Genomic DNA, 16,856 nt, shown 5'->3' with positions numbered 1-16,856 from the left:
GCGCGGCGGACAGCAGTGCGCGGGTGGCCTTTATCGGCATCCGGCTGCCGGTGCCATAGGCACCGCCTGTCCAGCCGGTATTGACCAGCCAGCAGGTGGCGCCGTGGCTGGCGATCTTCTGGCGCAGCAGGTTGCCGTAAACCTCGGGGCGGCGCGGCATGAAGGGCGCGCCGAAACAGGTGCTGAAGGTCGGTTCCGGCTCGGTTACGCCACGCTCAGTGCCCGCGACCTTGGAGGTGAAGCCCGACAGGAAGTGATACATCGCCTGCGCCGGTGTCAGCCGCGCGATGGGCGGCAGCACGCCGAAGGCGTCACAGGTCAGCATGATGATGTTCTTGGGGTGCCCGCCCAGCGCCGTCTCGGACGCGTTGGGGATGAAGTGCAGCGGATAGGCACACCGCATGTTCGCTGTCAGGCTGTCGTCGTTGAAATCCAGCGCCAGCGTTTCGGGATCATGGACCATGTTCTCGATCACCGTGTGCGGCATCGTGCAGGTCGCGTAGATGTCCGGCTCGGCCTCGGGGTTCAGGCCGATGGTCTTGGCATAGCATCCGCCCTCGAAGTTGAAGGTGCCGCGCTCGGACCAGCCGTGTTCGTCGTCGCCGATCAAGATGCGGGTCGGATCGGCCGAGAGCGTGGTCTTGCCGGTGCCCGACAGGCCGAAGAAGACGGCGGTATCAACGGGATTGCCCGGCGCGTGGTTGGCCGAGCAGTGCATCGGCATGATGCCTTTCTCGGGCAGCAGGTAATTCAGCAGGGTGAAGACCGACTTCTTGTTTTCCCCTGCGTATTCTGTGCCGCCGATCAGGATCAGCTTGCGCGCGAAGTTCAGCGCGATCACCGTCTCGGACCGGCAGCCGTGCTTTGCGGGATCGGCCTTGAAGCTGGGGCAGTTGATGACGGTGAAATCGGGGGTGAAGGTTGCCAGTTCCGCCGCATCCGGGCGGCGCAGCAGGTGCCGGATGAACAGGCCATGCCAGGCAAGTTCGGTGATCACCCGCACGTCCAGACGATGCGCAGGGTCGGCCCCGCCGAAAAGGTCCTGCACGTCGTAGCTGCCGCCCTTCATATGCGCCAGCATGTCGGCGTAAAGCACGTCGAATTTCGCGGGGTCCATCGGCGGGTTGTTGTCCCACCAGATCGTCTCCGCGACCTCGGGCGTCTTGACGACGAACTTGTCCTTGGGGGACCGCCCCGTGTGCTTGCCCGTGGTCACAAGCAGCGTCCCGCCCTTGCCGTTGACACCCTCACCGGCGGCGACGGCGGCTTCCTGCAATTCAGCCTCGGAGCGGTTGTAATAGACATAAGCGAGCCCCGTGATGCCTTGGTGTTCAAGCTTCATCGATGGGTTGACCGTGCCGTGGTCCATTGTCTCGCTCCTCTGCGGCAGGCCGGGATGGCCTGCGATAGACCACTCTTTTGCACCAAGTTTTCAAAGGCTGGTAGCCTTCATTCCAACAGTTAGCGCAACCAAATTCATGTTAGCGCAACCATCCGAGAGCCCTTGGCAGGATGCAGCAAGTTTGCCATGGGAAGCGGCGAAAATCGGCCAATTATGGCATTTTTGTGGCGGGTGCGTTGTTAAGTGTTGATTCGGTTCTTCAAAACACTCAACAATTGTGCGCATATCGAAGTATAAGCCATTCAGCTATCAGGGAAACATTGAATGTCCAGAATTGCTCTTGTCGATGACGACCGGAATATCCTGACGAGCGTGGCCATGACGCTCGAGGCGGAGGGCTTTGAGGTCGAGACTTATAACGATGGCCAGTCCGCTTTGGATGCCTTCAACAAGCGTATGCCGGACATGGCGGTGCTGGACATCAAGATGCCGCGCATGGACGGCATGGACCTGTTGCAGCGCCTGCGCCAGAAGACCGCGATGCCGATCATTTTCCTGACCTCGAAGGATGACGAGATCGATGAAGTGCTCGGCCTTAGAATGGGCGCGGATGATTACGTAAAAAAGCCATTTTCACAGCGTCTATTGGTGGAACGAATCCGTGCGCTCTTGCGTCGTCAGGACGCGATCGCCGGGGAAGACATCGAAGAGACCGAAGAGACCAAGGTGATGGTCCGCGGTGAGTTGGTAATGGATCCGCTGCGCCATGCAGTGAAATGGAAGGGGAGAGACGTATCCCTGACGGTGACCGAATTCCTGCTGTTGCAGGCGCTGGCCCAGCGCCCCGGCTTCGTGAAAAGCCGCGATCAGCTGATGGATGTGGCCTATGACGATCAGGTCTATGTGGACGACCGCACCATCGACAGCCATATCAAGCGGCTGCGCAAGAAGATGCGGAATGCGGATGAAGAGTTTTCGGCGATCGAGACGCTGTACGGTATCGGGTATCGCTACAACGAAGAGTGAAAAGTGAAGAGTAAGGCATGACGGCAGCGCCCAAGATAGATGTGCGCGACCTTAAATCTGTGCGGCGTGCTGCGCAGACCCCCGATCTTTTGCTTGGCGAAGACTGGGTCAACCCCGAAATCGTCGAGGACGGGGAAGAAGACGCGCGGATCGGCCGGCTCGGTCGGATTCTGGCGCTGCGGAATTCGGCGATTGCCCGCAAGATCGTCATCTTCAACCTGATCGCCCTGATTCTGCTGATTGCGGGCGTGCTCTATCTCAGCCCGTCGCGCGACAGTCTGGCCTTCCAGCGCGCCAATGGGCTGGTGAACGAGGCACAGTTGATTGCCGATGTGTTCGAAGCGCAGCTTCCCGCGCTTGCCCCCGTCAATATCGCGACCGCGGACGGCATCAATGCCGCGCAGACGCTGGCGGGGTTGACGCTGCGCGGCGGGGTCGAGGTTGCGGTCTTCGCCATGGACGGCAGTGTCATCGCCCGCCGTCAGGGCCAGATGAGCGCGGCCGAGACCGCCGCCCTGGACGAGCGGACCGGCGAGACCACGATCACGGACTTCCTGAGCGGGATCTGGAACGGCATCACGAATGTGATCACCGCCCCCTTCGCCGCCGATCCGGCAACCCTGCCGACGCTCTTCGATCTGGCGCAAAGCAATGCGCCGCTTGCGCTTGAACAGGGAACGCGCCTGATCGCGGCCGAGGTCGCCGGCGACACCAGCTTTATCGTCGTCACGCCCATCCTGCGCAATGACGTGGCCGTCGGTGTCGTCGCCGTGACCACCGCCGCGGGCGAGGTTGCCAACCTCGTCAAGCGCGAGCGCGAACAATACCTGCGCCTTTTCATGGTGGGTGTGCTGGTCAGCATCGGCCTTAGTCTTGTGCTGGCCTCGACCATCGCCAACCCGCTGGCGCAGCTTGCCACCTCCGCCGAAGCCACGCAGGAACGCAACGCAAGGAAACTGTCGCCCAAGCGTGTGCGGATCCCCGACTTCACCGCGCGCCCCGACGAGATCGGCCGCCTGTCCGGTTCGCTGCGCCGGATGGTGCGCGCGCTCTATGAACGGATCGAGAGCAACGAACAATTCGCCGCGGATGTAGCGCATGAGATCAAGAACCCGCTGGCCTCGCTGCGGTCCGCGGTCGGCACGATGCGCGTGGCCCGCCGTGACGACCAGCGCGAAAAGCTGCTGGAGGTGATCGAACACGACGTGAAACGCCTTGACCGTCTGGTCAGCGATATCTCGAACGCCTCGCGCCTCGACAGCGAGCTGGTGATGGAAGAGGAAGAGGCCTTCGACCTCGTCAAGATGCTGAACAACATCGTCGAATTCCTTGGCAAGGAGGCCCGTTTGCGCGGGGTCGAGTTTGTCGCCGACCTGCCCAGCACGCCGATCATGGTGCAGGGGCTGGAAGGGCGCATGGCGCAGGTCTTCGTCAACCTGATCACCAACGCGATTTCCTTCTGCGAGGATGGCGACGCGATCCGTCTTTGGGCGCGGACCCGGCAGAATCGCGTGCTGGCGGTGGTCGAGGATACCGGCCCGGGCATCCCCGAAGGCTCGCTGACCAAGATCTTCCAGCGCTTCTATTCCGAGCGCCCCTCTGGTCAGTTCGGCAACAACTCTGGCCTTGGTCTTGCGATCTCGAAACAGATCGTCGAGGCCCATGGCGGCGTGATCTGGGCCGAGAATATCCGTCCGACAACCGCCGATCCCACATCCGAGCCGCTGGGAGCGCGGTTTGTGGTGGGTCTGCCGCTTTAGTCTCAGCCCGTTCCGATGTCCGACACCCTCCATGCCTCGGCGGTCAGCTGGCAGGGGCGGGCGCTTTTGATCATGGGCGCTTCGGGGGCGGGCAAGTCCGATCTGGCGCTGGCGCTGATGGCGCTGGGCTGCGATCTGGTCGGGGATGACCGCCTGCGGTTGCAGGTTGTGGATGGCCGACTGGAGGTGACACCGGTGGCGACCATCGCCGGGCTGATCGAGGCGCGCGGGATCGGCATCCTGAAGGCCGATCACGTGGCCCGTGCGCGGGTCGTCTGCGTCGTCGATCTGGACCGGACCGAACAGGCGCGATTGCCACAGCGACACTCTATCACGCTGATGGGATGCGACCTGCCCTTGATCTGTCGTGGAGAAACCCCACACTGGCAGGCAGCACTTTTGCAGTTGCTCAAGGCCGGTTGGAGCGAGCGATGAACATGCCGAAATCTGGGACAGCGCGTGTGACGCCCGGCGTGGTGTTGGTCACCGGCCCTTCGGGTGCGGGCCGGTCCACGGCGATCCGCGCGCTCGAGGATCTGGGCTACGAGGTGATCGACAACCTGCCCCTGTCACTGTTGCCCCGCCTGCTGGACGGCCCCCCGCCCGAGCGCCCGCTGGCGTTGGGTCTTGACGTGCGCAACCGCGATTTCGGCGTCTCGGCGCTGGCCGAAAGCATCGCGGAACTGACACGCCGCGCCGGAACGCTGGCACAGGTTCTATACCTTGACGCCAGCGAGGACGCGCTGGTCCAGCGCTATTCCGAAACGCGGCGGCGCCACCCGCTTGCCCCTGATGGCACGCCGCTGGAAGGGATCACCAAGGAACGCGCCATGCTGACCGATGTGCGCGCCAAGGCGGACATCCTGATCAACACCGACGGTTATTCGCCGCATGACCTGAAGGCCGAAATCGGGCGCTGGTTCGCCACCGGCGAGGTGGGACAGCTTGCCGTCAGCATCCAGTCGTTTTCCTACAAACGCGGCTTGCCGCGCGGCCTTGATATGGTGCTGGACTGCCGCTTTCTGCGCAATCCGCATTGGGACGCCGCATTGCGCCCCCTCGACGGTCATGACGCGCGGGTTGCGGCCTACGTCTCGGGGGACGCGCGTTTCGCGGCGTTTTTTGATCAGACGCGGTCTTTGCTGGAACTGCTGCTGCCCGCCTATCGCGAAGAGGGCAAGGCGCATTTCTCGGTCGGGTTCGGCTGCACCGGCGGGCGTCACAGGTCGGTGGCGATCACCGAACAGATGGCGGAAGCCCTTGCACAAGCAGGCTGGCATGTGTCTAAACGGCATCGCGAGCTGGAACGTATTGCGGCGCAGGTGAGTAAGGAACACAACGGTTGATCGGTATCGTGATCGTGGCGCATGGCAGGTTGGCCGAGGAATACCTCGCAGCGGTCGAACATGTCGTCGGTCCCCAGCCCGGGATGGTCAGCATCAAGATCGGCCCCGAAGACGACCGCGCCGCCAAACAGGACGAGATCTGCGATGCCGCCGATGCGGTGGACACCGGCGACGGTGTGGTGATCGTGACCGATATGTTCGGCGGTTCGCCCACGAACCTGTCCCTGCGGGCCTGTAGCCCGGAAAATCGCCGTATCCTCTATGGGGCCAATCTGCCGATGCTGATCAAGCTGGCGAAAACGCGCCATCTCTCGGTGCCGGATGCTGTGGATGCGGCGATTGCAGCGGCGCATAAATATATCAACAGCCATCAAGGCGGACTTCCCAGATGACGATGCGGCGGCTTCGGATCCAGAACATCAAGGGCCTGCACGCCCGCGCCTCGGCCAAGCTGGTCGAGGTGGTCGAGGCCTTCGATGCCGACGCGAAGGTCAGCAAGGACGGCGAGACCAGCAGTGGCGACAGCATCATGGGCCTGTTGATGCTGGCCGCGTCGATCGGAACGTATATCGAGGTCGAAACCAGCGGCCCGCAGGCCGAGGAACTGGCCGAGGCGATCGAGAATCTGGTGAACGACAAGTTCGGCGAAGGCGACTGACGGGAAAGGCGGGTTGACGGGACGAAGCTGCCAATGGCTTGATCAGCCGTAGCGTTTGATGGCTGAAATGCAGTTTGCCTTGGTATTTGTAAACTCGAAGACATGGCAGAAGCGTCGCGTATCCCCGTTCGCCAACGTCACTTCGCCGTTCGCGGCACCGACCTTACCGTGCGAAATAGCGTGCAGAACCTTGATCGAGGTGGGTTCGGGTCGAGATGCAATATGCTCAAGAAGAGCGTTCTTTCCCGAGATCAGCCGAGTTTCAGGATGCTCCCACGTCACATCCTGGCTGAATGCCTCTGGCATTGCTTCTCCACGTTCCATGGCGACAGAGACATCCTGAACGAACAGGTTCTTGGGGGAATTCCCACAATCCCTACTCCCATGAATTTGCGTCAACTTCCCCTCCCCGTTTTGCTGGGTCTTGGCATGAGGCCGACATTCGGGCGGTCAACATGGGTTCAAACCCTTCATCCGCCGCGCATGCACAGACCCGCACTGCGCCGCAAAAGCACCCCCTACCGTGTCGGCACGGGCACCTCGCCCCTGTAGTCGTAGAACCCGCGCTTGGTCTTGCGGCCCAGCCAGCCGGCTTCGACGTATTTCGTCAGCAGCGGGCAGGGGCGGTATTTGGTGTCGGCCAGACCGTCGTGCAGCACGTTCATGATCGCAAGGCAGGTGTCCAGCCCGATGAAATCGGCCAGTTCCAGCGGCCCCATCGGGTGGTTGGCCCCCAGTTTCAGCGAGGTGTCGATGGACTGCACGGACCCCACACCTTCATAGAGCGTATAGATCGCCTCGTTGATCATCGGCATCAGGATGCGGTTGACGATGAAGGCGGGGAAATCCTCGGCGGTGGCGGATGTCTTGCCCAGACGTTCGACCACTTCATGGCAGGCCCTGAAGGTCTCTTCGTCGGTGGCGATGCCGCGGATCAGTTCGACCAGCTGCATGATCGGCACGGGGTTCATGAAGTGGAACCCCATGAATTTCTCGGGCCGGTCCGTGCGCGAGGCCAGCCGCGTGATCGAGATGGACGAGGTGTTCGAGGTCAGGATCGTGTCCGGCTTCAGATGCGGGACGAGGTCTTCGAAGATGGCGGTCTTGATCGTCTCGCGCTCGGTCGCGGCCTCGATGATCAGGTCGGTCTGGCCCAGATCGGTCAGTTTCCGGGTCGATCCGATGCGGGCCAGCGCCTCGGCCTTGGCGGTTTCGGTGATCAGCCCCTTGCCGACCTGCCGGTCCATGTTGCTGTCGATCAGCGCGATGGCGGCGGCGATGGCGTCTTCGCTGATATCGTTGAGCAGCACCTCGTAGCCCGCCAGCGCAAAGACATGCGCGATGCCGTTGCCCATCTGACCGGCCCCGACGATGCCCACCGATTGAATTGCCATGCGCTGTTTCCTTCGTGATCTGCCGCAGCATAGGCATTTGGGCAGGGCAGCTTCAAGACGCAACGGCCGCGAAAAGGCTGCATCGCGGCAGGTGTTAGGATTTTGTCAAACCTCTTGCCCGATGCTGATGCGGAATTCCGACAAACGGGGGCTGACGTGAAACAAGACCAGATCGAAGAAGAGGGGCTAAGCTACGCGCCCTGCCGCTATGGCGATTCGCGCATGTTGTTCCGGGGGCCGCGCAAAAGGCTCGATCAGCCTTATCTTGCCTTTCTGGGCAGCACGGCGACCTATGGCAAGTTCATCAAGCGTCCGTTCCCGATGTTGGTGGAACAGGCGATGCGGCAGCCTTGCGTGAACCTTGGCTGCGTGAACGGCGGCATCGATGCCTTCCTCGGCGATCCGGCGGTGCTGGATGTCTGCCGGGGTGCGGAAATGACGGTGGTGCAGGTCATGGGCGCGAATGTGCTGTCCAACAGGTTCTATTCCGTCCACCCGCGCCGCAATGACCGGTTTCTGCGCGCCTCGACCGTGCTCGAGGCGATCTATCACGACGTGGATTTTTCCGATTTTGCTTTTACGCGGCATATGCTGGGCGTGCTGCACGCCACCTCGATCGAACGGTTCGAAACGGTGGTGGGTGAATTGCGCGATGCCTGGCTGGCGCGGATGCGGACCCTGCTGGGCGCCATTGGCGAGAACGTCATCCTGATGTGGTTCTCGGATGGGCCGCTTTCGGATCAGCGCTGGTCGCAGCACCCCAATCACCTGCAGGCCGAACCGCTGTTCATCACGCAGTCGATGATCGAAGGCTTGCGCCCGATGGTGCGCGATGTGCTTGAGGTTGTCCCCTCACGCGAGGCGCTGTCGGAAGGGATCAAGGAAATGGTCTATCCCCCGTCGCAACGTCAGGCGGCGATGGAAATGCTGGGCCCCGCCTGCCACCGAGAGGCGGCACAGCAGCTTATTCCGGTGCTGCGTGAAAGGCTCTATGCGCTTTGACGCAAAAGGCCCGCGCGGGGTGCGCGGGCCTTTGTGATCGCGTGGTCGATCCGGTCAGATCTTGTCTGTCAGTTCCGGCACGGCCTCGAACAGATCGGCGACCAGACCGTAGTCTGCCACCTGAAAGATCGGGGCCTCTTCGTCCTTGTTGATCGCGACGATGACCTTGCTGTCCTTCATCCCCGCAAGGTGCTGGATCGCACCCGAGATGCCGACGGCGACGTAAAGATCAGGCGCGACCACCTTGCCGGTCTGACCCACCTGCCAGTCGTTCGGGGCATAGCCACTGTCAACGGCGGCGCGCGATGCGCCGACAGCGGCACCCAGCTTGTCGGCCAGTTTCTCGATCAGGGCAAAGTCGGCTTCGGAACCGACGCCACGCCCACCCGAGACAACAACCCCGGCCGAGGTGAGTTCAGGGCGGTCAGAGGCGGCGACCTTGTCTTCGACCCATTCGGACAGGCCCGCGTTCGCCGCATTGCCGATCTTTTCGACCGATGCGGACCCGCCAGCGGCAGCCGCATCGAAACCGGCGGTGCGGATCGTCATGACTTTCCTTGCGTCCCCCGTTTTGACGGTCTGGATCGCGTTGCCTGCGTAGATCGGACGCTCGAACGTTTCGCCATCGACGATCGCGGTCACTTCCGAGATCATCATGACGTCCAGCTTGGCCGCGACCCGCGGCAGGACGTTCTTTGCGTCCGACGTGCCGGGTGCCACGATATGCGTGTAATCGCCGGCAAGCTCGACGATCAGGTCGGCCACCGGCTCGGCCAGCGTGTGACAAAAGCCGTGGTCCTCGGCGAAAAGCACCTTGGCGACACCGGTCAGTGTCGCGGCTTCGGCAGCGGCGGCGTCACCGCCTTGTCCGGCAACCAGCACATGCACGTCACCCAGAGGCGCGACAGCGGTCAGGGTCTTGGCCACCGCGTCGGTCGACAACTGGCCATTCGTCACATCGGCAATCAGAAGAACAGCCATTACACAGCCCCCGCTTCTTTGAGTTTCTCGACAAGTTCATCCACTGATTTCACGATGATCCCGGCCTTGCGGGCCTCGGGCTCGGTCGTTTTGACGATGGTCAGGCGCGGCGCGACATCGACGCCGTAATCTGCCGGTGTCTTTTCATCCAGCGGCTTTTTCTTCGCCTTCATGATGTTCGGCAAGGAGGCATAGCGCGGCTCGTTCAGGCGCAAATCCACGGTGACGATGGTCGGCAGTTTCACCTTGATGGTCTGCAACCCGCCATCGACTTCGCGTGTGACGGTGGCGTGCTCGCCGTCCACGTCCAATTCGGAGGCGAAGGTCGCCTGGCTCCAGCCCAGCAGGGCCGACAGCATCTGGCCGGTTGCGTTCATGTCGTTGTCGATCGCCTGCTTGCCGCAGAGCACCAGACCGGGCGCTTCTTCCTTGACGATGGCGGCAAGGATCTTGGCTACGGCCAGAGGCTCGATATCGGTGTGCACATCGTCAGCGGCAACCACGAGGATCGCACGGTCGGCCCCCATGGCAAGCGCGGTGCGCAGGGTTTCCTGCGCCTGTTTGACGCCGATGGACACGGCGACGACTTCTTCGGCCTTGCCCGCTTCGCGCAGGCGGATCGCCTCTTCGACGGCGATTTCGTCGAAGGGGTTCATCGACATTTTGACGTTGGCAAGATCGACACCGCTACCGTCCGCCTTGACGCGGACCTTCACGTTGTAGTCGATCACGCGCTTGACGGGTACAAGGACCTTCATGTGCGTATCTCTCCCAAGAATCTATTCTGTTTCATTCTCGAAACGTTGTTATCGCGGGGCAGGGACCGAAAACAGTGCAAAATCGACGCGGGGCGGGTCACGGACGCCACGTTCTTGACGTGAACGTCAGGTTCGGGCGGTTAGCGGTTCGCCCCGGGAATCCACAGCACATCCTTGGTGCCGTTCCCGTTTGCGATCCGCGAGGCCTGAAAGAACCAGTCCGACAGCCGGTTGAGGTATTTGACCGCCGCGGGGTTCACCGATTCCATCGTGGCCAGTTCGACCGTCAGCCGTTCGGCCCGGCGTGACACTGTCCGGCACAGATGCAGGTGCGCGGCCAGCGGCGACCCACCGGGCAGGATGAAGCTGCGCAGCGGTTCCACCAGTTTGGTCATTGCGTCGATCTGGGATTCCAGCCGCGCGACCTGTCCTTCGGTCATCCGCAGGACGGGATATCCCGCCTCGCTGTCCCTTTCCATGTCGGGCCGGCAGAGGTCCGCGCCAAGGTCGAAAAGGTCGTTCTGGATCATCGCAAGCTGGGCGTCGATTTCGCCCTCCGCATGCAGGCGGGCCAAGCCGACAGTGGCGTTCGTTTCATCCACGGTGCCGTAGGATGACACCCGCAAGGAATGCTTGGCCACGCGGCTGCCATTGCCGAGGGCGGTCTCGCCGTCGTCGCCGGTCTTGGTGTAGATCTTGTTCAGGACAACCATCTCAGCCATTCCCCCGCAGGTAGACAAACAGAAGGATCAGCAGCACGGCCACGAATTGCGCGCCGATCCGCCAGCGCATGATCTTGTTGGCGTGTTTGCGGTTGTAGTCACCGCCCTTGCCGAAGGTCCCGACGCCCCAAAGCAGGATGCCAAGGACGATCAGGACGGAAACGGTCATCAGCCAGAAGAGCGGATCGCTCGCCATGATGTTGGTCCTTCAAACGTGTTCACCGCGATGTAGCAGGGTCATCGGGGAAGAAAACCCTATACCCGCAAAATGACCGCATCAAGCCAGCGCGTCGGCAGGATGCGCCGCAGTGTTCCCATCAGATAGGTCGGGAAGGTCACGTAGTAGCGCGGGCGCGGATTGGGAACCGAAAGCGCATGCGCGATCTTCGCCGTCACCGCCTTGGGGGGCAGCTGGAACCGGTCGGGGCCGGTGTCCTCGTAAAGGCGCTTCATCAGTTCGGGATACTGGTCCTTGCGGGCCGAGTTCTTCCAGTCGATCCATTTCTCGAAATGCGGGATCGCGTTTTGGCGGATCCTGGCGGCGATGGGTCCGGGCTCGATCAGGATGATCTTGATCGGTGTATCCGCCATTTCCACCCGCAGCACGTCGGTCAGCCCTTCGAGCGCGAATTTCGTCGCGACATAGGCCCCGCGCCAGCGCAGCCCGACAAATCCCAGCACGGACGAGCAGTTGATGATCCGCCCGTGTCCTTGCGCCCGCATCACCGGGATCACCATGCGGTTCAATGCGTGATAACCGAAGACATTGGTTTCGAAGATTTCGCGCAAGGCTTCGACCGGCAGGTCCTCGACCGCGCCCGGGCAGGCGTAAGCGCCGTTGTTGTAAAGCGCATCCAGCGTGCCGCCCGTCGCGGCCAGCACTTCCTCGAGGCCGGACCGCAGGGTCGCATGGTCGCGGTAGTCGATCAGCGGGCTGTCGAACCCTTCGGCGCGCAACCGGTCGCAGTCTTCGGCCTTGCGGCAGCTTGCAAAGACGCGCCAGCCCTTGGCCCGCAACCCATGCGCCGCGTCATAGCCGATGCCGGACGAACAGCCCGTGATGAGGATGGATTTCTGTGTCATGTCAGCTTCTTGGCGCGGCTCTGGGCAGCGCGCAAGCCTCTTGCGGCCCGGGGGCGGAAAGATAGCCGCTTTACGCCATGAATCCGCGCCGCTAAACCACTGCCATGAGCAGTGAGACAGGCACCGAACTGGGCCCCAATGATGTGACGGAATCGCTGCGGCGCGCCATCGGCGACCGCTATCTGACCTATGCGCTGTCCACCATCATGCACCGCGCCCTGCCGGATGCGCGCGACGGGCTGAAGCCGGTGCATCGCCGGATTCTCTATGCGATGTCGCGGCTGCGTCTGTCGCCGAGTGGCGGTTTTCTGAAATCCGCCAAGATCAGCGGCGACACGATGGGGGATTTCCACCCCCACGGGGATGCCGCGATCTATGACGCGATGGCGCGTCTGGCGCAGGATTTCAACGTCCGCTATCCGCTGGTCGACGGGCAGGGGAACTTCGGCAATATCGACGGCGATAACCCCGCCGCCAGCCGCTATACCGAGGCGCGGATGACCGCCGCCGCCGAGGCGCTGCTGGAAGGGTTGTCCGAGAACGCCGTCGACTTCCGCCCCAACTATGATGGTCGTCTGGAAGAGCCCGCTGTCCTGCCCGGGTCCTTCCCGAACCTGCTGGCGAATGGCTCTAGCGGGATCGCGGTGGGCATGGCCACGAATATTCCGCCCCATAATCTGGACGAATTGATCGGCGCCTGCCTGCATCTGATCAAGGCCCCCAATGCGCGGGACGAGACCTTGCTGGACTATGTCCCCGGCCCGGATTTCCCCACCGGCGGCGTGCTGGTCGAACCGCCAGAGAATATCGCCGAGGCCTATCGCACCGGTCGCGGGTCGTTCCGCCTGCGCGCGAAATGGCAGGTCGAGGATCTGGGCCGTGGCCAGTGGCAGGTCGTCGTCACCGAGATCCCCTATCAGGTGCAGAAGTCCAAGCTGATCGAAAAGCTGGCCGAGGTGATCCAGACCAAGAAGGTGCCCCTGCTGGCCGATGTCCGCGACGAAAGCGCCGAGGATATCCGCGTCGTGCTGGAACCCCGCACCCGCGCGGTCGATCCCGAGGTGATGATGGGGATGCTGTTTCGCAATTCCGACCTCGAGACGCGGTTCAGCCTGAACATGAACGTGCTGATCGACGGGGTGACACCCAAGGTCTGTTCCCTGAAAGAGGTGCTGCGCGCCTTTCTGGACCACCGCCGCGAGGTGCTGATCCGCCGCAGCCGGTATCGTCTCGACAAGATCGACCACCGGCTTGAGGTGCTGGAAGGCTTCATCATCGCTTTTCTGCATCTGGACCGCGTGATCGACATCATCCGCTATGACGACGACCCAAAGGCCGCGCTGATGGCCGAGGATTGGGCGGTCGATCATGTCCGCGCGACCTCGGAGCGGGATTATGTCTCGCCGCTGAAACCGGATGCCGACCCCGAGGTTTCGCTGTCCGAGGTGCAGGCCGAGGCGATCCTGAACATGCGCCTGCGGTCCTTGCGCCGTCTCGAAGAGCTGGAGTTGATCGCCGAACGCGACGCCCTGCTGAAGGAACGCGCCGAGATCGGGGACCTGCTGGACAGTGAAGACCTGCAATGGGCCAGGATCGCTGAGCAGCTGCGCGAGACCCGCAAGGTGTTCGGCAAATCAAGCGCAGGCGGTGCCCGCCGCACGCTGATCGAAGAGGCCGAGGAAATCGTCGAGGTGCCGCTGGAGGCGATGATCGAACGCGAGCCGGTGACGGTCGTCTGTTCCCGAATGGGCTGGGTGCGGGCGATGACGGGGCATCTCGACCTCGACCGCGAGCTGAAGTTCAAGGACGGCGACGGGCCGCGTTTCATCTTCCATGCCGAAACGACCGACAAACTGCTGGTCTTCGGTGCCAACGGCCGCTTTTACACGGTCGCCGCCACCAACCTGCCCGGCGGGCGCGGCATGGGTGAACCGCTGCGCCTGATGATCGACCTGCCCAATGATGTCGAGATCGTGGATATCCTGATCCACAAGCCCGGCGAAAAGCTGATCGTCGCCAGCCACGAAGGCGACGGGTTCGTGGTGGCCTCGGACGAGGTGCTGGCCCAGACCCGTGCGGGCAAGCAGGTGCTGAACGTCAAGGATACGGTGGCCAAGATCTGCAAGGTCGTGGCGGGCGATCATGTGGCGGTGGTGTCCGAGAACGCCAAGCTCTTGGTGTTCCCCGTCGAAGAGCTGCCCGAAATGGCGCGCGGCAAGGGCGTGCGCATCCAGAAATACAAGAAAGCCGCAGGGCGTCAGGGAATGCTGGAACTGGACGGCGGCTTGTCGGACCTGACCACGTTCAACTGGGCCGATGGGCTGTCGTGGCCGATGGGCGGCGGCAAGACCCGCACCGAACCCGACATGACCGACTGGAAAGGCGCGCGGGCCGGCGTCGGAAAACGCCCGCCCTACGGGTTCCCCAAGACCAACCGTTTCGCCTAGACGGCACCTTTGACCTCGGCCTGACCTGCGCCAACCGGTGGATCGACACCTCACGGATTGCAGGCGCGATCAGCTAGGATGCGGAATTCACCGGTGCTGGTCGAAAAGCACCGGATTGCCGTCCGGGTCCATCAGGATAAAGCTGGCCGGGCCGCTTGTGGTCTCGTCGGCCTCTGCCACGAAGGTCAGGCCTTCCGCCTTGAGCCGCCGCTGGATGTCGCGAATATCCTCGAAGTCGTCGAGGTTGCGCGCCTGCTGGTCCCAGCCCGGATTGAAGGTCAGGGTGTTCGCCGCGAGCATGCCCTGAAACAGACCGATGATCGTGTTGCCGTTCCGCAGGATCAGCCAGCCCTGATCGGCATCGCCGCCGATTTGCGTGAAGCCGATCTTGCCGTAGAAATCCTGGGACGCCGCGATATCCGCGACATTCAGGCTGACGGAAAATGCACCCAGCGTCATGGCCGTCCCTTTTCTTGTTTCACGGTCCCAGACTGTCACTTGCCTTGTGCAAAAACAACCTTTCGACCTGACTGGACGACAGGGCGATGGCCCTTGCGTAGTGGGTTCTGGCAAGTGGAATATCGCCCGCGCGGGCGGCAAGATCGGCAAAGGCGGCGTGAAAGGGCTGGTAATCCCGCATGGCAGGGTCGTCTTGCAAGGCTGCGACACGGCCAAGGGCCTCGGCCAGTTTCCCGCAATAGGACAGGGCGACCGCATGGTTGAGCCGCACCACGGGCGTCGGTGTCATCTGCGACAGCAAGGCATAGAGCGCGGCGATCTCGGACCAGTCGGTCGCCTCCCATGTCGGACTGGTGGCGTGGCAGGCGCTGATCGCGGCCTGAAGCTGGTAGGGACCGATCCTGCCCCGCGAAAGGGTACGCCGCAGCAGCGCGTCGCCTTCGGCGCAACGCGCGCGGTCCCAGCGGCGGCGGTTCTGGTGTTGCAGCGGCAGAAAGCCGCCCTTCGCATCGGTGCGGCCTGCCTTGCGCGCGTCGGTCAGCAACATCAGCGCCAGCAGCCCCGCGACCTCGGGATCATCGGGGCGCAGACCGTGCAGGATGCGGCCCAGCCGGATCGCCTCGGCCGAAAGCTGGGCGGCCTTGGGGGTGGTGGCGCCATGGCCTTGCGCGAAGATCAGGTAGACGACCACCAGAACGGCCTGCATCCGCGCGGGCAGGTCGGCGTCCTGCGGCACGCGGTAGGGGATGCGCGCCTCCCTGATCTTGCGCTTGGCGCGGACAAGGCGCTGGGCCATCGCCTCGGGGGTGTCGAGAAAACTGGCGGCGATTTCCTCGGTCGAAAGGCCCCCCAGCGTGCGCAATGTCAGGGCGATGCGGGTCTTTTCCTCCAGCGCGGGGTGGCAGCAGGTAAAGATCATCTCCAGCCGTTTGTCGGGGATTGCTTCGGGGTCCGCTGCATCCGCGGCGGTCTCGGCCAGCAGGGTCAGTTCGGGCAGGGCGGCGGCAAAGTGTGTCTCGCGGCGGATGCGGTCGATGGCGGCATTGCGGGCGGTCCGGATCAGCCATGCGGCGGGGCTGTCGGGGATGCCCGTCTCGGGCCAGCGGACAAGGGCACGGCTGACCGCCTCTTGCAGGCAATCCTCGGCCAGTTGCAGATCGCCCAAGGCCTTGGTGAGCGCGGCAAGGATGCGCCCCCATTCCTCGCGGACAAGCGCCGCGATGGTCCGGTCCGAAGAAAAGGGGGGCGCCATGTCGCCTCAGTTGTCCCAGACGACCAGCGGGCGGACCTCGATTCGGCCATAGGTCGCGGTCGGGATCTTGGCCGCCTGCGCCAGCGCATCGTCGAGGTTTTCACACTCCAGCAGGTAATAGCCGCCAAGTTGCTCTTTGGTTTCGGCAAAGGGGCCGTCCGTGGCGATGGTCTTGCCCTCGCGCACCGACACGCAGGTCGCCGTGGCGATGGATTGCAGCGCGTCACCGGCGATGAATCGCCCTGTTTCGCGCATCTCGGCGGTAAAGGCGCCGTAGGCTTGCATGAAGGCGCCGAATTCGGGCGTTCCGGGCTGCGGGCCCGTGCCTTCGGCAGAGTAGATCAAACACATATACTGCATGGGGTTCATCCTTGGATATCGGGCCGGCACCATTGCCGTCCTGATTATCAGACGAACGGTCCCTCGCGAAATCGACATTTGCCGCCGAAAAAATTTCGCGGTGACAGGATGCGTGACACCGAGGCTTGATTTCCCTTTCGTTTCCCAATACATGGCCCGCGATGTCGAAACGGGCCATTTTTGGCCCCTCAATTATTAAGGGCCCTGTGCAATGGCTAAGGCAAAGTTTGAACGTAACAAACCGCACGTGAACATCGGCACGATTG

General features: G+C 62.8%; 19 protein-coding genes. 8 read left to right on the top strand and 11 right to left on the bottom strand.

What is annotated here, in order from left to right:
• Positions 1 to 1,369, bottom strand: a 1,369-nt coding sequence (locus tag V7N12_RS09330; protein WP_333714237.1) for a phosphoenolpyruvate carboxykinase, incomplete at its 3' end; no start/stop codon positions are given.
• 297 nt (positions 1,370 to 1,666) lie between these two features.
• Between V7N12_RS09330 and V7N12_RS09325 the strand changes: the two genes are divergently transcribed.
• From V7N12_RS09325 to V7N12_RS09300, 6 genes are read left to right on the top strand one after another with little or no spacing between them, the layout of a single operon-like run.
• On the top strand, positions 1,667 to 2,368 hold the full coding sequence (locus V7N12_RS09325; RefSeq protein ID WP_333714236.1) for a response regulator transcription factor: 702 nt from the start codon (positions 1,667 to 1,669) through the stop codon (positions 2,366 to 2,368).
• 17 nt (positions 2,369 to 2,385) lie between these two features.
• Complete coding sequence (locus V7N12_RS09320) at positions 2,386 to 4,128, top strand: sensor histidine kinase (RefSeq protein WP_333714234.1); 1,743 nt, start codon at positions 2,386 to 2,388, stop codon at positions 4,126 to 4,128.
• 15 nt (positions 4,129 to 4,143) lie between these two features.
• Entirely contained in the window at positions 4,144 to 4,563 is a 420-nt protein-coding gene (locus V7N12_RS09315; RefSeq protein WP_333714233.1) for an HPr kinase/phosphorylase, read from the top strand.
• A gap of 2 nt (positions 4,564 to 4,565) precedes the next feature.
• Positions 4,566 to 5,474 (top strand): RNase adapter RapZ, encoded by a 909-nt coding sequence (gene rapZ / locus V7N12_RS09310; RefSeq protein WP_333714244.1) that lies wholly within the window; start codon positions 4,566 to 4,568, stop codon positions 5,472 to 5,474.
• Positions 5,471 to 5,866, top strand: a complete 396-nt coding sequence (locus V7N12_RS09305; protein ID WP_333714232.1) for a PTS sugar transporter subunit IIA — start codon at positions 5,471 to 5,473, stop codon at positions 5,864 to 5,866. Before rapZ ends, V7N12_RS09305 begins: the two co-directional genes overlap by 4 nt.
• Positions 5,863 to 6,132 (top strand): HPr family phosphocarrier protein, encoded by a 270-nt coding sequence (locus V7N12_RS09300; RefSeq protein ID WP_333714230.1) that lies wholly within the window; start codon positions 5,863 to 5,865, stop codon positions 6,130 to 6,132. Before V7N12_RS09305 ends, V7N12_RS09300 begins: the two co-directional genes overlap by 4 nt.
• Positions 6,133 to 6,174: 42 nt before the next feature.
• Here V7N12_RS09300 and V7N12_RS09295 read toward each other — a convergent pair whose 3' ends face one another.
• Positions 6,175 to 6,456, bottom strand: a complete 282-nt coding sequence (locus tag V7N12_RS09295) for a nuclear transport factor 2 family protein (protein ID WP_333714228.1) — start codon at positions 6,454 to 6,456, stop codon at positions 6,175 to 6,177.
• 194 nt (positions 6,457 to 6,650) lie between these two features.
• Positions 6,651 to 7,526: a 3-hydroxybutyryl-CoA dehydrogenase gene (locus V7N12_RS09290; protein WP_333714227.1), complete on the bottom strand. Its 876-nt coding sequence runs from the start codon at positions 7,524 to 7,526 to the stop codon at positions 6,651 to 6,653.
• 156 nt (positions 7,527 to 7,682) lie between these two features.
• Here V7N12_RS09290 and V7N12_RS09285 point away from each other — a divergent pair, with 156 nt between their 5' ends.
• Positions 7,683 to 8,528, top strand: a complete 846-nt coding sequence (locus V7N12_RS09285) for a DUF6473 family protein (protein ID WP_333714225.1) — start codon at positions 7,683 to 7,685, stop codon at positions 8,526 to 8,528.
• Between the two features lie 54 nt (positions 8,529 to 8,582).
• Here the strand turns inward: V7N12_RS09285 and V7N12_RS09280 are convergent, their stop codons facing one another.
• The 5 genes from V7N12_RS09280 to V7N12_RS09260 form a co-directional block, all read right to left on the bottom strand.
• On the bottom strand, positions 8,583 to 9,509 hold the full coding sequence (locus V7N12_RS09280) for an FAD-binding protein (RefSeq protein WP_333714223.1): 927 nt from the start codon (positions 9,507 to 9,509) through the stop codon (positions 8,583 to 8,585).
• The gene (locus V7N12_RS09275; protein WP_333714222.1) at positions 9,509 to 10,267 is read right to left on the bottom strand and encodes an electron transfer flavoprotein subunit beta/FixA family protein; all 759 of its coding nucleotides are present in this window, start codon (positions 10,265 to 10,267) and stop codon (positions 9,509 to 9,511) included. Before V7N12_RS09275 ends, V7N12_RS09280 begins: the two co-directional genes overlap by 1 nt.
• A gap of 140 nt (positions 10,268 to 10,407) precedes the next feature.
• Complete coding sequence (locus V7N12_RS09270) at positions 10,408 to 10,980, bottom strand: cob(I)yrinic acid a,c-diamide adenosyltransferase (protein WP_333714243.1); 573 nt, start codon at positions 10,978 to 10,980, stop codon at positions 10,408 to 10,410.
• Position 10,981: 1 nt separating this feature from the next.
• Positions 10,982 to 11,185 (bottom strand): twin transmembrane helix small protein, encoded by a 204-nt coding sequence (locus tag V7N12_RS09265; protein WP_333714220.1) that lies wholly within the window; start codon positions 11,183 to 11,185, stop codon positions 10,982 to 10,984.
• A 59-nt stretch (positions 11,186 to 11,244) separates the two neighbouring features.
• Positions 11,245 to 12,072: an SDR family NAD(P)-dependent oxidoreductase gene (locus V7N12_RS09260; RefSeq protein ID WP_333714219.1), complete on the bottom strand. Its 828-nt coding sequence runs from the start codon at positions 12,070 to 12,072 to the stop codon at positions 11,245 to 11,247.
• Positions 12,073 to 12,176: 104 nt separating this feature from the next.
• On the opposite strand from V7N12_RS09260, the gene V7N12_RS09255 reads away from it, so the two are divergent.
• The gene (locus V7N12_RS09255; RefSeq protein ID WP_333714217.1) at positions 12,177 to 14,519 is read left to right on the top strand and encodes a DNA topoisomerase IV subunit A; all 2,343 of its coding nucleotides are present in this window, start codon (positions 12,177 to 12,179) and stop codon (positions 14,517 to 14,519) included.
• A gap of 87 nt (positions 14,520 to 14,606) precedes the next feature.
• On the opposite strand, the gene V7N12_RS09250 is transcribed toward V7N12_RS09255, so the two are convergent.
• From V7N12_RS09250 to V7N12_RS09240, 3 genes are read right to left on the bottom strand one after another with little or no spacing between them, the layout of a single operon-like run.
• Positions 14,607 to 14,978, bottom strand: a complete 372-nt coding sequence (locus tag V7N12_RS09250) for a VOC family protein (RefSeq protein ID WP_333714216.1) — start codon at positions 14,976 to 14,978, stop codon at positions 14,607 to 14,609.
• A gap of 19 nt (positions 14,979 to 14,997) precedes the next feature.
• The gene (locus tag V7N12_RS09245) at positions 14,998 to 16,230 is read right to left on the bottom strand and encodes an RNA polymerase sigma factor (RefSeq protein WP_333714215.1); all 1,233 of its coding nucleotides are present in this window, start codon (positions 16,228 to 16,230) and stop codon (positions 14,998 to 15,000) included.
• 6 nt (positions 16,231 to 16,236) lie between these two features.
• Positions 16,237 to 16,590 carry a YciI family protein gene (locus V7N12_RS09240; RefSeq protein ID WP_333714214.1) on the bottom strand — a complete coding sequence of 118 codons (354 nt, stop codon included), beginning with the start codon at positions 16,588 to 16,590 and terminating at the stop codon, positions 16,237 to 16,239.
• Positions 16,591 to 16,856 lie beyond the last annotated feature (266 nt).

The organism is Yoonia sp., from assembly GCF_036770585.1.
Lineage (GTDB): Bacteria > Pseudomonadota > Alphaproteobacteria > Rhodobacterales > Rhodobacteraceae > Yoonia.
The sequence above is the reverse complement of the archived record's forward strand: the minus strand, read 5'-3'. Positions and strand labels throughout refer to the sequence as shown.